18 protein-coding genes are annotated in these 15631 nt (G+C 49.2%); 4 read left to right on the plus strand and 14 right to left on the minus strand.

Going from position 1 to position 15631, the window contains the following annotated elements; all coding sequences use genetic code 11:
• Positions 1–8: 8 nt before the first annotated feature.
• From L1N82_RS04265 to L1N82_RS04275, 3 genes are read right to left on the minus strand one after another with little or no spacing between them, the layout of a single operon-like run.
• Complete coding sequence (locus L1N82_RS04265; protein ID WP_235286111.1) at positions 9–806, minus strand: PhnE/PtxC family ABC transporter permease; 798 nt, start codon at positions 804–806, stop codon at positions 9–11.
• The gene (gene phnE / locus L1N82_RS04270) at positions 806–1609 is read right to left on the minus strand and encodes a phosphonate ABC transporter, permease protein PhnE (RefSeq protein WP_235286112.1); all 804 of its coding nucleotides are present in this window, start codon (positions 1607–1609) and stop codon (positions 806–808) included. Before phnE ends, L1N82_RS04265 begins: the two co-directional genes overlap by 1 nt.
• Before the next feature lie 21 nt (positions 1610–1630).
• Positions 1631–2536, minus strand: a complete 906-nt coding sequence (locus tag L1N82_RS04275) for a phosphate/phosphite/phosphonate ABC transporter substrate-binding protein (RefSeq protein WP_235286113.1) — start codon at positions 2534–2536, stop codon at positions 1631–1633.
• Positions 2537–2753: 217 nt separating this feature from the next.
• On the opposite strand from L1N82_RS04275, the gene L1N82_RS04280 reads away from it, so the two are divergent.
• Entirely contained in the window at positions 2754–3398 is a 645-nt protein-coding gene (locus L1N82_RS04280) for a GntR family transcriptional regulator (protein WP_235286114.1), read from the plus strand.
• Between the two features lie 46 nt (positions 3399–3444).
• The gene (locus L1N82_RS04285; protein ID WP_235286115.1) at positions 3445–4227 is read left to right on the plus strand and encodes an alpha/beta hydrolase; all 783 of its coding nucleotides are present in this window, start codon (positions 3445–3447) and stop codon (positions 4225–4227) included.
• Positions 4228–4326: 99 nt separating this feature from the next.
• Here the strand turns inward: L1N82_RS04285 and L1N82_RS04290 are convergent, their stop codons facing one another.
• The 10 genes from L1N82_RS04290 to L1N82_RS04335 form a co-directional block, all read right to left on the minus strand.
• Positions 4327–5082 carry an alpha/beta hydrolase family protein gene (locus tag L1N82_RS04290; protein WP_235286116.1) on the minus strand — a complete coding sequence of 252 codons (756 nt, stop codon included), beginning with the start codon at positions 5080–5082 and terminating at the stop codon, positions 4327–4329.
• A 450-nt stretch (positions 5083–5532) separates the two neighbouring features.
• Positions 5533–6672 (minus strand): 5-methyltetrahydropteroyltriglutamate--homocysteine S-methyltransferase, encoded by a 1140-nt coding sequence (locus tag L1N82_RS04295; protein WP_235286117.1) that lies wholly within the window; start codon positions 6670–6672, stop codon positions 5533–5535.
• Between the two features lie 165 nt (positions 6673–6837).
• Entirely contained in the window at positions 6838–7272 is a 435-nt protein-coding gene (locus tag L1N82_RS04300) for a VOC family protein (protein ID WP_235286118.1), read from the minus strand.
• Positions 7273–7373: 101 nt separating this feature from the next.
• Positions 7374–8207, minus strand: a complete 834-nt coding sequence (locus L1N82_RS04305; RefSeq protein ID WP_235286119.1) for a phosphotransferase enzyme family protein — start codon at positions 8205–8207, stop codon at positions 7374–7376.
• Entirely contained in the window at positions 8197–8976 is a 780-nt protein-coding gene (locus tag L1N82_RS04310; protein ID WP_235286120.1) for an SDR family oxidoreductase, read from the minus strand. The genes L1N82_RS04305 and L1N82_RS04310 overlap by 11 nt, the downstream gene beginning before the upstream one ends.
• A gap of 563 nt (positions 8977–9539) precedes the next feature.
• A complete protein-coding gene (locus L1N82_RS04315) occupies positions 9540–10616 on the minus strand; it encodes a polysaccharide deacetylase family protein (RefSeq protein ID WP_235286121.1) in 1077 nt (358 codons plus the stop codon).
• Positions 10617–10905: 289 nt separating this feature from the next.
• A complete protein-coding gene (locus L1N82_RS04320) occupies positions 10906–11181 on the minus strand; it encodes a hypothetical protein (protein ID WP_235286122.1) in 276 nt (91 codons plus the stop codon).
• A gap of 15 nt (positions 11182–11196) precedes the next feature.
• Positions 11197–12072, minus strand: a complete 876-nt coding sequence (locus L1N82_RS04325) for a serine/threonine-protein kinase (protein WP_235286123.1) — start codon at positions 12070–12072, stop codon at positions 11197–11199.
• 134 nt (positions 12073–12206) lie between these two features.
• Complete coding sequence (locus L1N82_RS04330; RefSeq protein WP_235286124.1) at positions 12207–12590, minus strand: hypothetical protein; 384 nt, start codon at positions 12588–12590, stop codon at positions 12207–12209.
• Between the two features lie 173 nt (positions 12591–12763).
• Entirely contained in the window at positions 12764–13723 is a 960-nt protein-coding gene (locus tag L1N82_RS04335; protein ID WP_235286125.1) for a hypothetical protein, read from the minus strand.
• Positions 13724–13837: 114 nt separating this feature from the next.
• Between L1N82_RS04335 and L1N82_RS04340 the strand changes: the two genes are divergently transcribed.
• Complete coding sequence (locus L1N82_RS04340; protein WP_235286161.1) at positions 13838–14485, plus strand: HNH endonuclease family protein; 648 nt, start codon at positions 13838–13840, stop codon at positions 14483–14485.
• Positions 14486–14574: 89 nt separating this feature from the next.
• Positions 14575–14820, plus strand: coding sequence for a hypothetical protein (locus L1N82_RS04345; RefSeq protein WP_235286126.1), 246 nt, complete (start codon positions 14575–14577; stop codon positions 14818–14820).
• Between the two features lie 341 nt (positions 14821–15161).
• On the opposite strand, the gene L1N82_RS04350 is transcribed toward L1N82_RS04345, so the two are convergent.
• Positions 15162–15413 carry a hypothetical protein gene (locus L1N82_RS04350; protein ID WP_235286127.1) on the minus strand — a complete coding sequence of 84 codons (252 nt, stop codon included), beginning with the start codon at positions 15411–15413 and terminating at the stop codon, positions 15162–15164.
• Between the last annotated feature and the right edge of the window lie 218 nt (positions 15414–15631).

The following is a 15631-nucleotide window of genomic DNA, read 5'->3' on the forward strand; positions in this document are numbered from 1 at the left end:
CCGCCTCCTTAATTTTGCCTGCCCATCCGCTTCCGGATCTGGACCGTACCCATCTCCAGCAGGAACATCGTGAAGAATACCATCAGAATGCCGAGCGATAAATCTGCGAACTGATAATAGCTGATATATCCCTGCAACAGCGAGCCGATACCGCCTGCGCCCACCATTCCGAGAATAACGGATTCAGCAACACTGATCTCGAACCGGAATGCCGTCGTAGCCATGAACGCCGTCAGCAGCGTCGGCAGCAGCCCTTTGGCTATGACATGCCACCAGGTTCCGCCCACTGCCCGGATGGCTTCGATTGTCTCGCCGCCTGCTTCCTCAATCTGCGAAGCAAATGTGCGGATTAGGTAGGACACCGTGGGAAACATCAGACCGAGCACTCCTGCCATCGGACCGAAGCCCATGCTGGCAACGGCAAGCAGCACCCAGATGGTGGTTGGTATCGTCCGGATGATGACGAATACGGCATTCAGCAACCTGCCGAACAGCCGGTTCGGCGTTGTGTTGGCCGCAACCAGGAACGCCAGTAACAGAGCGCCCGCTACACCAAAGATAACGGATAAGAAAGCCACGACAATCGAGGTCAACAGTTCACGCAGCAATTCGCCCCCGTTCGTGAATGACAGCTGCATCAGCTGCCTGCCGATGGCTGGCAGCCGTTCCATACCTGAAGCAATCTGCATCATATCAATATCCGCATAGTAAAGGCTGATGCCCAGCAGTAGCAGCGCGCCGATGCTAAGTACCCGCTGCTGCCGCTGTGTCGCCTTGTGCGCGATCGGGATTTTCCGTACTGCCATTAGATCAACCGCCTCCTAATCCGGTTCGTCATAAGCTCCACCATCAGAATCATCGCCACCATAATGGCAATGACCATCGACGTCTTTCCGTACTGGAACAGATCCATCGTCTGCTTGATCAATGCGCCAATGCCGCCTGCCCCGACAAGTCCGAGCACCGCTGAAGCCCGGATATTAATCTCGAACATGAACAGCGTCCAGGAATAGAAGGCCGGCAGAAACTGCGGGATGATGGCATGCTTAATGCGCTGTCCATAGGTTGCCCCGCAGGATTCAAGCGCCTCCATGCTGTCCTGATCAAGCTCTTCTATCGACTCCGCATACAGCCGGGCAAGGAAGCCGCAGCCGAACACAATAAGCGCGATCAGTCCTGCCGTCGTGCCCACGCCGAAGATCACAACCAGCAGCGAAGCCCACGCGAGGAAAGGGATATTGCGCAGGAATGATATCAAGCCACGCAGTACGGTCCGAACAAGCGGATGAGGCGTGGTCGTGCGCGCCATCAACAGCGCCAGGCAGACGCCAAGCAGCGACGAGCAGAATGTCGCGATGACGGCATAGATGAACGTATCGGCCACCGGCTTGAGATAGCTCTGCAGGTTGGTTGGATCAGGAGGCAGGAAATCGCTGAACAGGAACCGCAGGAAGGTCGGAATGCCAAGCAGAAACTCAGCCGCGTCAAACCGGATATACACCAGTGACAGAACGGTAAGCAGGAGCAGGGCCGTCCCAGCAGCCCACTGCCTCCCCCTCCTCTTCCGGCGGGCTTGCGACCCGCCGGGTATCTTAGTTAACTTCATCATGAAGTGCTCTCCCTCAAATTCTTAGTTTTCGAGCAGCTGTTCCGGACCGAGATGAAGCAGCTCAGCCGTCTCTCGGATCGGATCAAAGTCACTGTCCGCTATGTCTACGAATTTAGCCTGGTCTGAGCCCATGACGGCCTTGAAGTAATTCGGGTCGTCGTAACCGAGAAGGAAGCTCTTCACCTGGTCCTTCATCTCCTGCGGAATGCTGCTGCGGATTGCGAATGGCGTTACGGGGGCCATGGCTTCGCTTGCCGCCAGCACACGGTAGGAGTCCTCTTCAATAATTCCGTGCTGAACCAGCATGTCCGGTATCATGGCAGATGTCGCAGCCGCGTCATACTGTCCCCGTACCACGCCGAGCACAGCGTTATCATGCTTGCCCGCAAACTGGATGCTCTTGAAGAACGAAGTATCGAGCTCTTCTGGTGTAACGCCCAGTTGCTTCACGAGTGTCGCCTTCGGAAACAGATGGCCGGTCGTGCTGACCGGATCGACAAATCCGAATGTCTTGCCCTTTAAGTCTTCTAACTTTTCAATTGGCGAGTCCTTCGGTACGATAATGACCGATGCCGGTGCGCTCGCCAGAGCCGGTATCGATACGCCAACGATCGGTTCGACACCTGCGCGCTCTACCGCTACGATATAAGAGAACGGTCCGAACATAGCCAAGTCCGCCTTGTTGTTCTTCATAGCCTCGATTGCCGCATTATAGCTGGTCGCCTTATACGATTCGACCGGCACGCCGATCGCCTCAGACAGCTTGTTCTCGAAATCCTTGTACGTCTGCTGCGTCTGCGTGTCAGACTCCTGCGGCAGATAGGCAATCACAAACTTGTTCGGCGCTGAAGCCGACTGCGAGCCGCATCCCGTCACGATGGCCGTCAATACGGTGATGACAGCAAGCAGTAACATCCATTTTCTCATTGTAATAACCCTCCCTGAAATGATAAGCTTCTACTTAGATACAACTTGGATACAACTTAAATACAAGTTGATCTTAACGGCCAACCATCAAGCGGACATCAAGGAGAGAATAAGAAATTGTAAACAAGCTTTGCCCTCGGCGGCAGTGGCTTGCGCCTGATAGAGACAGGCTGTAGTATGGACAATATATTGATTTGGGGAGAGGAAAGGGTTATCTATGGCGGCAAATTCGATGGTCGAAACGGCTTATCATTATATAAGAGAACAAATTATTAGAGGTGACCGGCTGCCCGGTTCCGTATTATCGGAGAATGAGCTTGCCGCGGAGATGGGCATGAGCCGTACGCCGATCCGGTCCGCAGTCTCCCGATTGGAGCAGGAGGGTTATCTGCAGGCATTGAAGAACCGGGGCGTGCTCGTGAAGGATATTCCGTTCAAGGACATGCTGGATACGTACGAAATGATTCTGATGCTCCAGACCGCAAGCATTGATCTCGTAACAGAGAAGGAAACAGCCTATGATCTGGCGATGCTTGGCGAACGCCTGCGGCTCCAGGAGGAAGCCACCTTGCAGCGGAATTATGAAGCGTACGTCGATCACGGACTTGCGTTCTGCAAGGGCGTAATCGGAGCCGCTAATAACGTTATTATGCTGCGGGTGTTCGACTCGCTGCATGATAAGTTCAAGCAGGCGGCCATGGTCAATTACAGCTTAACGCCTACTCAGCCCCACTATTCCATGACGGCACTCAATCAGAAAATATATGAGGCGATCCGAACAGCAGACTATGATGAAGCCAAGAGCGCACTCCGAAGTGCCAATCAGGAAGCACGGCGCAGAGCCGTGCGCGGCTATATGTAAGGCTTGATTGTTATACTAGACAACCAGAGTTAAGGAGCAAATCATCTTGCAGACAAATACACATAAAGCAGATAGAACAAGTAAATGGAAGAAAATATTACTCTGGGTAAGCATCCTTATCATTCTGGGTTTGACTGCCGGTTATATCTATCTGAAGTCTGTCACCTACCAGCCATCATCTGTCGCTCAAGCAGGCCTGCAAAGTGACAGCCAAGTGAGAGTAACGCAAGTGAAAGACGGCTACAAGTTTGAATATGCAGATGGCCCAGTGAGGGAGCCCAATATTATTTTCTATCCTGGAGGGTTAGTTGAACCGATGAGCTACTCGCCGTTAGCGAGGGAACTTGCCGAAGCCGGGCATCGGGTGTTCATCGCAGACATGCCCTTGAACCTGGCTATCTTCGGAGAGAATAAGGCGGATTCATTCGTTTCGCAATATCCAGATGAAGCATTCGTTATTGGCGGTCATTCATTAGGCGGTGTCTTTGCTTCGAGGTATGCTGCCGCGCATGCCGATAAGCTTCAAGGTGTATTCTTCCTGGCGTCCTATGCCGATGAACAAGCAGCAATCCGGGATACGGAGCTGTCAGTCCTGCAAATTACGGGAACCAACGATGCTGTGCTGAATTGGGAGGTTTGGGAAAGCTCGAAAGTGAATTTACCTGAGGATACCGTCTATGTGGAGATTGTCGGAGGAAATCATGGCCAATTCGGCTCCTACGGGATGCAGCAAGGCGATCAGCAGCCTGCGATATCCGGTGAGCAGCAAATTGATGAGACGGCAGCGGCCATTCAAGACTGGATTGCTCAGCTGGATCAGGATCAATAAGCTAAGCCCTGCTGGAGGCATACGTTACAGCTATGGATCAATCTTGACACAGTTCAAAGCCAGCATGCATCCTGCCCTGCTGGCTGTACTTTTATCCGCCTATAAATTCGCTTTCACAAATTCATACGTCATCTCCGTTACACGCTGACTGCCTGCCTCAGAGAAACCGTGTCCCTCACCAGGGAAAACCTCAAGCTTCACATGAGGGTAAAGCTCCAGAGCCTTCTCGCCGATTGCTAGCGGCACTACCGTATCTTGATCTCCGTGGAAAATCAGAACATTCTTGTCATACTGGCCGATATGCTTGTATACATCAAACCCGTGAATTGTTTCAAAGAAGATTCTCCCGAGCGTCATCCCCCACAGCTCTTGCGTGTCCGGAATATCTTCAAGCGCAGGGAATATTTCATTCCAGTGGTCGGCGATCAGGAATGCCGGGAATAACAAGAGAACGCCTCTGACATCCTCCCTCCTCTCATCAGCTGTCAATGCGGTGACCAAGCCGCCCTGGCTGCCTCCAAACAGGAAAATGCTGCTGGGATCAATCTGCTCCCACTGCTTTACACTGTCGATTACAGCGCACAGGTCTTCTTTTTCAGTAAATATAGTCATCTCCGTAGTCTGAAGGTCACTCTGTGAATTGACAGACCCGCCACAGAAGTCAAAACAGTATGCTCCTACCCCATTCGAAGCAAGATACCGGCTGTTAAGCGTAAAGTCTGCATGCGTGCCGTTATAACCATGGCTGAAGATGACGATTGGATACTTACCCTCCCCAGTCGGCATATAGGATACACCATGGATTTCTCTGCCATGATGATTAATCTTAACAACCTTTTCCGTATATTCGCCCATGTCGGTCTCCCCCTTAGTATAATCACTTCTTTACTCACTTAGTGCCGGTTTCCTGATGATCAGGTATCCCATTTAATCGTACCTGCAATATGGACGCGCGGTACAATCTCAACCTCCTCTTCCGTATACTATTTCTCCTATAATACTGCCGTTCATATCAGCAAACCCGTATTGGTGACTTGTTGCTTTGGTTTGAATTGATTCATGAGACTCCCTCAATGTAACTGCAGCTGTCAATTTTGCCTTCTATGTAGACAAGTTATTATGTTATCACCCAAGCTGACTTATTTTAATATTAAAGTAACACTCAGCAAAGGTATTATCAATATAAAATACTCTTAATTTACCAAATGTATTCGCAATCTCTGAATACGCGACGGTTATGAGATCCTCCCAAAAAAAAGAAGCCGCGTTTCCACGGCTCTTAAAGTGTCAGATTTGCAATCCGGCTTACTTCCAGATCTCCTCAGCAATCTCCTTAATAAAAGCAAGCTTGCGCCATTGCTGCTCCTCGGTCAGGTGGTTGCCTTCTTCTGTAGAAGCAAAGCCGCACTGCGGGCTGAGGCAAATTCTTTCCAGGTCGACATATTGCGTTGCTTCCTCAATACGTTTCAGAATCTCTTCCTTGTCTTCGAGCTCGCCAAACTTGGAAGAGAACAGACCAAGCACGACCTGCTGATTGTCCTTCAGGAAGCGAAGCGGCTTGAAGTCACCAGCGCGATCCGTATCATACTCCAGATAGAAGCCGGAATAGTTATCGATACTAAGCAGCGTCTGGGCGATCGGCTCATAGCCTCCTCCGACTCCCGCATACGTGGATACATAGTTGCCGCGGCACACATGTGTCGTAACAACCAGATCGTCTGGCAGACCGGCGACAACTTCTTCATTCAGCCTTGCGAATTCATTCGCATATTCGGCAAGGTTCAAGCCAAGCTGATTCATGACAGTCATGAACCGTTCGTCGCACAGCGCGCCCCATGTACAGTCATCAATTTGGATGCTGCGGCAGCCCGCTGCATAGAGATCAAGAATCGCGGCTTTATACGCCTTGGCAATGTCGGACACAAGCTCTTCCCGGCCCTTGTATATGGCTTTAGTGCTCGCCTGATTCTCTTCTCTATCCAGCTCGAACAGGAACTGCGCAGCGGCTGGAATGGACTGGCGGGCGATAACATCATCTCCTGCAATCTTCTGCAAGAACGAATAATGTGCTACAAACGGGTGGCTGCTGTAACGTATTTTATCGGACAACTGGGCTGTCTCGGGTCTGGACTGCGCACCATTAAATTGGTAACCGTTATCGAGAATAGTTCGTTCTACGCCATCAAAACCCCAGAAAAAGTCTAAATGCCACCAAGAGCGGCGGAATTCCCCGTCGGTCACCGCTTGAAGACCAATCTCTTTTTGCTTACTCACAAGCTTTGTGATTTCAGCATCTTCGATTTCCTTAAGCTGATCAGCCGTGATGTCACCATCCTGGAACTGCTGCCTCGCATCCTTCAACGCTCTGGGACGCAGAAAGCTGCCGACAATGTCATATCGGAACGGACTAACGGAACGCTGTTTGGGTGCAATTTGAGTGCTCATAAGTTAATCTCCTTAGCTATGTAATGTTTAATGATTGTATTAAAAATAACATAATAGATTTGTTATAATGCACTACCAATAAGTTATAGCTGGTAATAGCTAAAAGCTATATAGATAGAATGCATAAAAAAAGACAGCCGGCTTACTCGCCGACTGCCTAACATGCTAGACACATCCAGTTTCCATTGGGACGTTCACTTGAAAAGTAACACCGAACTTGTCTTTAACCATTCCGTATAAGGGACTCCAGTCTGTCTTTTGCAGCGGCATAAGGACTTGCCCTCCCTCTTCCAAGGCGGCGAAGATCTCTTTCGCTCTTGTTTCATCACTGGGATGAATGGCAATCTGCACGGCATCGCCCGGCTGATATGGCATACCCGGGTAGGTGTCGGAAAACATAAGCTCCGAGTCGCCGACCTGCAAGTGGGCATGCATGATGCGTTCCTTCATATCCTCCGTCATCGGATGATTCGGATCTTCCGGCATATCGCCGAATTTCATCATACCGAGCAACGTTCCGCCAAGCGCTTTCTCGTAAAAAAGGACCGCTTCTTTGGTGTTGCCATCAAAATTTAAGTAAGGGTTCAAACGAATGGACATTACGCAACAGCTCCCTTAATAATAGTTGGACTTGATGCTTCTATACTATCATTTCAGGGGTAAGGGGATTTCTTCTCGATTGCGCAAATGACGATAGTGCTTCAGATTATTTCCCAATCACCGTAATGATCTCTAATAAAGTGAACTTCACTCTCATAGTGGGCCAAATGCCCCTCATCAATCATTTTTTGAAAGGCCTGGTTTCCGTTAGCGGCAAATTTCTTGATCGTTTCACATAGTACAATTAACCGTTTAATTATCCACTCTTGCAGATTGCTGGGAACAGGGATGCCATAAGATTCAAAGAACAGACGAATTTTTCGACTGCGCTCAGCAGCATGTTTGTCATGCTGATAAGGTACGACCTCCATTGTTCCTGAAGATAAATCAGGCGTGAAACCACCAAGCGGCACCGAGGTATACAGGGTATAAGCAATGTCCCACAAGCGTGGACCCGGACCTGCCATGTCAAAATCGATCAGCGCCGCTGGCTTCCCATTCCGAAAAACCAGATTATAAAACGCTGCGTCATTGTGACAGATCACTTCGTGCTCGGCAACATTTGGGTAAGCAAGCTGCCATTTGGCCTCGCTGCCGGGCTTAAAGGTTTGAGTCGCATCATGGAACTGACGTAAAAGACGTGCCAAGCCGGTAAGCGTTTCGTCCGTCCACCAGATGCACGTTTCAAGCTCGGGCTGATTAATGTCTCCCGTAACAAAAGTTAATATTTCACGGCCATTATCGTCGATTCCAAGAAATCTTGGTGCTCCTTCAAAGCTCTGCCGTTCCAAATGTTTAAGAAGTTCATGAACACTTGGGCTCCAATATCCCGCAGGGCGCCGAACGGTGTCTCCAACACGGACGATATGGTTTACATTCCCGCCGCTTAATACTTCTTCCTGGGCCGTATGCTTGATGTCAATATTATCTTCCAAGAAATCCACCCTCTGATTTAATGACTTGTCCGGTAATCCACTGGGATTCATCACTCACCAGCAAAGCGACGCCGCGTGCAGCATCCTGCGGTGTACCTATTCTTCCCATCGGAAACATTCCCAGAAAAAGCTGCTTCATATCCTCATTCATCCAGCCGGAATCTGTCGGTCCAGGGTTAAACCCGTTTACAGTTATGTTTAAATGCGCTAGTCCAACGGAGAGAGGCTCGACGATCCCCGCTAATGCTGATTTCGTCGTAATGTAAGCCAGGTTGTTCGGCTCGGGACCTCCAGATACCATAAAGACCACCCGGCCAACGGTCTTCTGTGGCATATTAATCTCAAACCTCTTGGCGAACTCGGCAGTAAGCAGGATCGTTCCACGAACATTGACGGCATAGTGGTTATCAAGTGTAAGTGCATCCAGCATCTTGTAATTTGCAGGGCTTTCGAATGTCGCGTTGTTTATTAATATCGCGGGTGTACCAAGCTTTTGTTCTGCTTGATCCATGATCAGGGAAGGCGTTTCAAGCTTTGCTAAATCGGCTTCCATATGGAACGCCCGCACACCTATGGTTTCCAGCTCTCTCTTTAAAGCTTCTGGCCACCCGGGGTCAAGACCGTTACCTTCTTTCGCATCAAATGCACTCCAATGTGTAAAGAAAATATCTGCGCCCAAGCTGGCAAGTGACCGGCATATTGCGGTCCCGATCCCTGTTGATCTGCTAACACCCGTTACAATTGCGATTTTATTCTTTAATGTAATCATCGTTTTCCTCCTTTTGCGGTGCGGAGGATATTCGGGCAGGAATCAATTGAGATGCGTTTTCCCATAAAAAAACGAATACCTGCCAGGTATTCGCATGCTGGGTTTATGATAACCGCTGCCCGCGTACCCTGTAAAGGTGATATGAACAGCAAATAAAAGCAGCAGATTGCCACTTTCATTAAGTGTTCAAACCATGGTTTCCCCTACAGTTTACAGCGTACACATATTAGATTCCTGACCCCTTTGCTTGCATCTCCATGTCATTATATGCTGCTAGACTGGAAACTTCAACTATGTGCCCGTGATCAATGGTGAACGGGATAAGCTCCTAGCGGGCAAACAAGGCGCCGTCAGGCGCCTTGAGCAAGTTCACGGACTACTTTTTCTTCTTGGACAGCAAGCCAATCGACACTACCAGGCAAAGTCCGATGGCAATCCAGACTGCCGCTTCCATCTTCCATCACCCTCTCCAATTTGGAAAGTCTCTCTGCTGACAGGGTAATCCAGATCAATAGGAACGTCAACTGAAGCATGACCCGCTACCGACTGTTTAGGGTTTTGCGTTACTTCATCTCCAAATAGTCAATCAAAACATCCCATGTCCCGTTATCCGAGGTACAGACGAGCTGAATCTCCTGATTCCCGGTTCCATGACTCACATTGTTGATTGTGTAAACCGCAGGATAGCTCCCGCCGAAGTAGAAGGTTCCCTTCGTTACACCGCCGATTTTCAGATCGACCCTGGCTATGTTGGCGTTATTAGAGGCGCCGCGCAGCGAGAAGCTGTGAGTACCGTTAGCAAAATATTGCGTGTATTTCACCCAATCATTATTGGAGTATAGAGCGACTCCCGCGAACGGCGAGCTGATGCTGGATGTGTACTGGCCGCCTTTGGTCATGCTTTCGGCTTCCACCTTCGTACCTGTACCTGGAGAAGGAGTACCGCCGCTCCCATCGTCAGGTGCCACCGCCCGCCCGGTGCTTGGCGAGATCATGCCGGAGCAAAGGCCGCGGCTCTTCAGATTTTGTGCAATCTGCGGGATGGCTTGGAGCGTAGACTGATAGTGATCGTGCATCAGGAAGACATCGCCGTTCTGCAGCCTGCCTGCAGCAGCCACAATCTGGGCGGTACTGGCGCCGTTCCAATCCTGGGAGTCGACGTTCCAGAGCACTTCGGTGAGACCGTTCTGGGCCGCGACAGACTTCAACGCTGCATTCGTTTCGCCATAAGGCGGACGGAACAGCTTGGGTGCCGATCCGGTAGCCGACTGAATGGCCTGCTGGGTCCTCGTGATTTCCGATGACATTTGAGAGCTGCTGAGTGTCGTCATATGCGGATGCGTGTAAGAGTGATTACCGACCCACATGCCAGCCGCCACTTGATCGCGGACCAGTGACGGATAATTTTGGGCATTCTGTCCAAGATTGAACATTGTTGCCCGCAAGCCGGCCTGCTTCAGGGCATGAAGCAGGTTTGCCGTATTGCCTGCATTTGGACCATCATCGAACGTTAGCGCTACATAACCGTTCGCGCAGTTGGATTCGGCTGCATTCACCACTGGTGCTGAGTGAGCGGAAAACAACATGCCTGCAGCAAGGGTCAGGGCCATTGTTCCTTTAAATAGTCTTGTTTTGAACATCATCATACCTCCCATGAAATGAATTAGCATAAGACCGTACCGGGATGCTGTGCTGCTTGAGGCACGGTGGCGATCACGATCCTTTCCCGAGTTTATTGTAAGCGATTACAAATCTATATTATCAAACCCTTCCTTACTTTTAACTCTAGAATATTTAGTCTTTGCTGTATAAAGCTTAGCTGTTATGCAGCGGGCTCCTTTTACAAGAATAGAAGCCGCAGATCTGCGGCTTCTCGGTCATTTATTTGAAACTGAACAAAGATTCCTCTTCCCCTGCCGGTTATTATACTCATAGAGTTGTTGCTAAGTAGATGGATACCACGAGGGCAAAAACACCAGCAAAACCGGTTAGTAATCTTGTTCCCGGGGGATACTTCTTTTCATAGTCTTCCTGATTATATTGATACAATTCGGCTGTCAGAATCAGTTGGGATATGCTTAAAGTTAGGATCATGAGAAAAAGGTAAAGCGCAGACGCTGTACTCGAAAAGGTAAGCATGACGAATAGAACGAATAAAGCATTAAATAGATAGCGCATATATTTAAGTATGGTCAGCTTTTTCACGAATACCTCCCTACTTCAACTGATTATCGCTGCATCCCAAGCATGCTTAAACTCGCTAACCGATTCATATCGCTGTTCCCGTCCTTTGCGTACAGCCCGCAGAGCGACTTCGTACAGTGACCGGCTCGCTTCCCATTTGGAGAACAAATGATCCATTTCACCGCCTAGTAAACCAAATGCGATCGCTCCCATGGTGAAGACATTTGTTCTTGCATCAATAGGCGCACCTAATGTGAACTCCTCCGGAGACTTCGACCGTACTGCTCCCCAAAAGTTCTCGCCCAGATCATTTACAGAAGGAGCTTTCCTATAAAAGTCAATGTCGCAGATCCTGGTTACATCTGTTGAAAAATCATACAAAATGCTGCCGTCATAAAAATCAACCGCCACATATCCTTTTGACTCCACATATTGATAAAATTCATAGATAGCATCAAGTGAACGCAGTCTCTTCTCAATGGGCAGCTGCTTGAATTTGCAGAAAGGCGAGTCAGGGTGGGTATGCTTGGCTTCCCCTGCAAACAGCCAATGGGAATGCAGGCATTCGCCATTAAACCATTCGAATACGGCGGCATATCCATCCTCTGTTTCAAAATGATTAATGAGATTAATTAAATGTGGATGCTCTAAGGTCGTGTAAAGCGGCACGGCAGCAGATAGCCTGGCAACCGCATCACGAGGATCTCCGGAATAATCCATGGGCCGGCAGCCCGCGTACTTAACAAATAGCCTGCTGCCATTCTTTTCAACCCCAAAACTGATGTTGCCGGAATCCTGCTGGTCAAATACGCAGAAGACCGTGCCAAGAGATTGAAGCCATTCAAAATCATGCTGCTCTTGCAGTTCAAACGAAACATGGTCAATCTTACATTTTACCGAAAGGCTTTTCATAACCTCGTCCCCTCTTATTGGGGCGTTCACGTAGTTTACAGGGCTATTGATACGTTATCCCCTTTATTATTCTGACCCTCATATCCATTAATTGTCTTCTCATAAGACATCACTTCTCGCAATTTCCAATGATATCAAACGATAAGCGACAAACGGAATAACACACGGATCAGCAGCAGCTCAATGAATAAGATAAACAGACTAGAGAGTTGAAGCACCAGCACCACGCTGTCTTCCATATTTAACATAAAAGGATAGAATAACAGCTGTATGGCAAACAAGGCCATGTAGAGCTTCGTACTGGAATCAACGGCGGCTGCTAAACCCGGCGGAATTGTTGTTGCTTTTCCAATTCTGTACAACCCCCTGAAAATGAGAATGACACACCACACATGCAGTATGGCCGTAGCTTGAACGTAAGCATGCATGCCAAGCGGTGCGACAGCAAATTGCTCCACGTCAATGCTGCTCTTGAATATAAGCTGCGGCAATGATAATAGAAGAAGAACAAGTGCCAACCAGCCTGCATACCTGAAATGACTGTCCATGGCTCTGATATGGTTCAAGGCCAGGAGAATAATCAGGTATCCAACGAAGTCGGGAAATATATCAAAGCTTCCCAAACGAAAATCTAGAAGCGGAAAGACAAGTCCCCAACCAAGCCTCCTACAAACACTGCGCAGTGAAGGGCTCAAGGCAGCTCACCTCCAGAACGCACGAACCAGTTGACCTGATTCTCGCTTAAGTAGTGATTGAAACTGATCGGGATCCGGTCATGTATGATTTCTCCATCCCCAGTAGTGTAGGTCAGGAGAAAATTAGTCCTATATACCTCAAAGGCCGTCGCTGTGTCCGATGGAATCTTCCATGCATAATCAAAGATTAGCGTATCCCCGGCATCGAGCTGGATAGGCATCTCAGTGACCGGTCCATTCGGGGAAACCACGGAGAACTCGAACTTAGAGTTAAGCCTGTCACTGAAGCTGTAATCGACTTGTTCCAGAGTAATAGCCTCTTCAGCAATCACGGTATACTGGCCGGTACCTTCTGAGGAGCCCCCACTTGAGATTGATTCCAGCAAGCCCTCACTGCGTTCCCACATGACATGAATTTCACCAATGGGCACTTTCTCTGGCGGACCTTCGCTATAATAAACGGTCGCCTCTGTAATGATAAGCGGTTCCTTCTCCATGGGCGGGTTTTCCTCACCATTCCAGAATCCGTAAGCCTTTCTCATAACTTGATACTTAAAATCATTGTTGGGCGGATGAATTTCAAACCGTAGCTGTGGCAGTTTCTCAAGCTCTATCCCTGTCACCTTTTTGCCGATCCTTCTATTCTCTAAAAAGGACAACTCAATCCAGTCGTCTTGATTGCCGTTCAGAGTGATATAATGCTTCAGGAATACCGGCTTATCCAGCTGCATGGAATAGTAGTACCAGATATTACCCGCCCAGCTGGCAGTAACGATCAGCAGAAAAATCGGTAATATATATTTTTTCTTTTTTTCAGGTCGAGAATCAGAATTTATGTACAGAGCTTCTCTCCCCCTCTCATTCACCCAGTTTACTACTTTACTGGAAATTATGTAAGAACCAACAGACGTCTTTCCTCTAAGCGCAGGCCCCATCCAACTATTTCCAGAATACATATAAAATTTACTTTCGCATAATACCTATTTCATACATCCCCTATAAAGTAATAATTCGGGTGGACAAAGAGTCCGCCCTACCCAAATTCGGAATGGAGGGATTTCGTGTTTCAAATGTTAGGAAGAAAGGGTAAAACGACAGTTGTGTCCCTATTATTGGTGGCAGCCTTGTTAGTCAGCACGATTGCTGTACTGCCTCAGACAGCCTCGGCTCTGCCAAGTGGAACACCATCCAAGTCGACTGCACAATCTCAATTGAACGCGCTGACTGTAAAAGCCGAAGGCTCCATGACTGGCTACTCACGCGACAAGTTCCCGCACTGGAGCAGCCAAGGCGGTGGCTGCGACACTCGTCAGGTTGTGCTTAAGCGTGACGCTGATTACTACAGCGGGGACTGCCCCGTGACATCAGGCAAGTGGTACAGCTACTTCGACGGCGTCACCGTATACTCGCCATCCGAAATCGATGTCGATCATATCGTGCCGCTGGCTGAGGCATGGCGTTCGGGCGCCAGCAGCTGGACCACGGAACAACGCCAAAAATTCGCCAATGATCTCAACGGCCCACAGCTGATTGCAGTGACCGCCAGCGTCAACCGGTCCAAGGGTGACCAGGATCCGTCGACGTGGCAGCCGCCGCGTGCCGGCGCTCGCTGCGCCTATGCGAAGTGGTGGATTAACACGAAGTATCGTTGGGGTCTGCACCTGCAGTCGTCTGAGAAGTCTGCGCTTCAAAGCATGCTTAACGCCTGCTCCTACTAGGTCCGTAAGTAGCGTCTGCAGGTGTTATTCGGCTGCCGGCCGGTAGTGCCTGCACCGCTATCATTCAAGCCGGGAAGGGAGCTGCTTTTATGGAAATGAAGTCGTCAATCTTTACCGCTACACATGGTGTGATGACCACGGAGGTTGGTGTAATCAGCGGGGAACTCGAGCTTCGGAGCACCTGCGATAATGATGGCTCCCTTACGTTCGCGATCACGTATGTGGGTGCCGAAGAGTGGTACACGCTCCCGGGTGAGGGCTATCGCCTGTATGATCCGCGTGACCATGAGGTCGTCCACCGCATCCTCGCTACCGTGCTGGAACGCACATCATAAGACCGGGCAGAAATGATTAACAGTTCTAGGGGACAGGTATCGTTATCGTATCTGTCCCCATTTCTTTCTTGCCAGCAGATTCTCTTGAGCCAGCTTCAATTCCTAATTCATAAGTCTGGGTTTGATTGCTGCTGCTATCAGGATCTCTGACCAGCTCTAGCACAACTGTACCCGAACCCCCTCCTGTTGGTTTATAGCTTCTATCCCTCCCGATCTCGATCCAGGCGTTCCACTGGCTTAACGGGTTACTCTAAGTAGTTCATGTCGCGATATAGTCAGCCGCCTTAATGTGTGGCTTATGATCGGGGTAGCTGCTGGTCACATTGGAGACAGACCAATGCTCAGGGATATAATGCCACGCCTCCCCAGTCTTCAGGATCAATCTCAATTGCTGCAACTATGGTAATATAATCAGGACTTTCTTCACGACCTTTTACAAAAACGGTTCCCTCAACAGAGGTATCAACATCGCTAGAAATGGAGCTTATGCTGAAACTTTTGCTCTCAATGAGGTGCTCGTTGACCGTGTACCCTTGAGGAGCTTCTTCTCCAGTTGAAGATAATAAAAAACTAATGGTGACACAGACAATCAATACGGCGAACAGAAAGATTACGAGTCTTTTCTTGACTGGGTATATAATCGTCTCTCCTCTCCCAACTATTTCTATTTTTCGAGTCTAACGCATCATTCCCACCTTAACAATAAGTTCTCCTTTATTTCCCTATAATCGAAACATAAAAAATCAGCAGGCACGCATGCCTGCTGATTCAGCCTGTTGAGAAACCTCAACAGGCTATATTTATCTTCAAC

Origin of the sequence: Paenibacillus tarimensis, from assembly GCF_021532315.1 — a bacterium.
Taxonomy (GTDB): Bacteria; Bacillota; Bacilli; order Paenibacillales; family Paenibacillaceae; genus Paenibacillus_I; species Paenibacillus_I tarimensis.

Excerpts from the sequence above, each read along its gene's own strand:
- L1N82_RS04280 (WP_235286114.1), top strand. The coding sequence starts at position 2,754 with ATGGCGGCAAATTCGATGGTCGAAACGGCTTATCATTATATAAGAGAA.
- L1N82_RS04290 (WP_235286116.1), bottom strand. The coding sequence starts at position 5,082 with ATGGGCGAATATACGGAAAAGGTTGTTAAGATTAATCATCATGGCAGA.
- L1N82_RS04335 (WP_235286125.1), bottom strand. The coding sequence starts at position 13,723 with ATGTATTCTGGAAATAGTTGGATGGGGCCTGCGCTTAGAGGAAAGACG.
- L1N82_RS04345 (WP_235286126.1), top strand. The coding sequence starts at position 14,575 with ATGGAAATGAAGTCGTCAATCTTTACCGCTACACATGGTGTGATGACC.
- L1N82_RS04315 (WP_235286121.1), bottom strand. The coding sequence starts at position 10,616 with ATGTTCAAAACAAGACTATTTAAAGGAACAATGGCCCTGACCCTTGCT.
- L1N82_RS04275 (WP_235286113.1), bottom strand. The coding sequence starts at position 2,536 with ATGAGAAAATGGATGTTACTGCTTGCTGTCATCACCGTATTGACGGCC.
- L1N82_RS04300 (WP_235286118.1), bottom strand. The coding sequence starts at position 7,272 with ATGTCCATTCGTTTGAACCCTTACTTAAATTTTGATGGCAACACCAAA.
- L1N82_RS04325 (WP_235286123.1), bottom strand. The coding sequence starts at position 12,072 with ATGAAAAGCCTTTCGGTAAAATGTAAGATTGACCATGTTTCGTTTGAA.
- L1N82_RS04340 (WP_235286161.1), top strand. The coding sequence starts at position 13,838 with ATGTTAGGAAGAAAGGGTAAAACGACAGTTGTGTCCCTATTATTGGTG.
- L1N82_RS04310 (WP_235286120.1), bottom strand. The coding sequence starts at position 8,976 with ATGATTACATTAAAGAATAAAATCGCAATTGTAACGGGTGTTAGCAGA.
- phnE (WP_235286112.1), bottom strand. The coding sequence starts at position 1,609 with ATGATGAAGTTAACTAAGATACCCGGCGGGTCGCAAGCCCGCCGGAAG.
- L1N82_RS04265 (WP_235286111.1), bottom strand. The coding sequence starts at position 806 with ATGGCAGTACGGAAAATCCCGATCGCGCACAAGGCGACACAGCGGCAG.
- L1N82_RS04295 (WP_235286117.1), bottom strand. The coding sequence starts at position 6,672 with ATGAGCACTCAAATTGCACCCAAACAGCGTTCCGTTAGTCCGTTCCGA.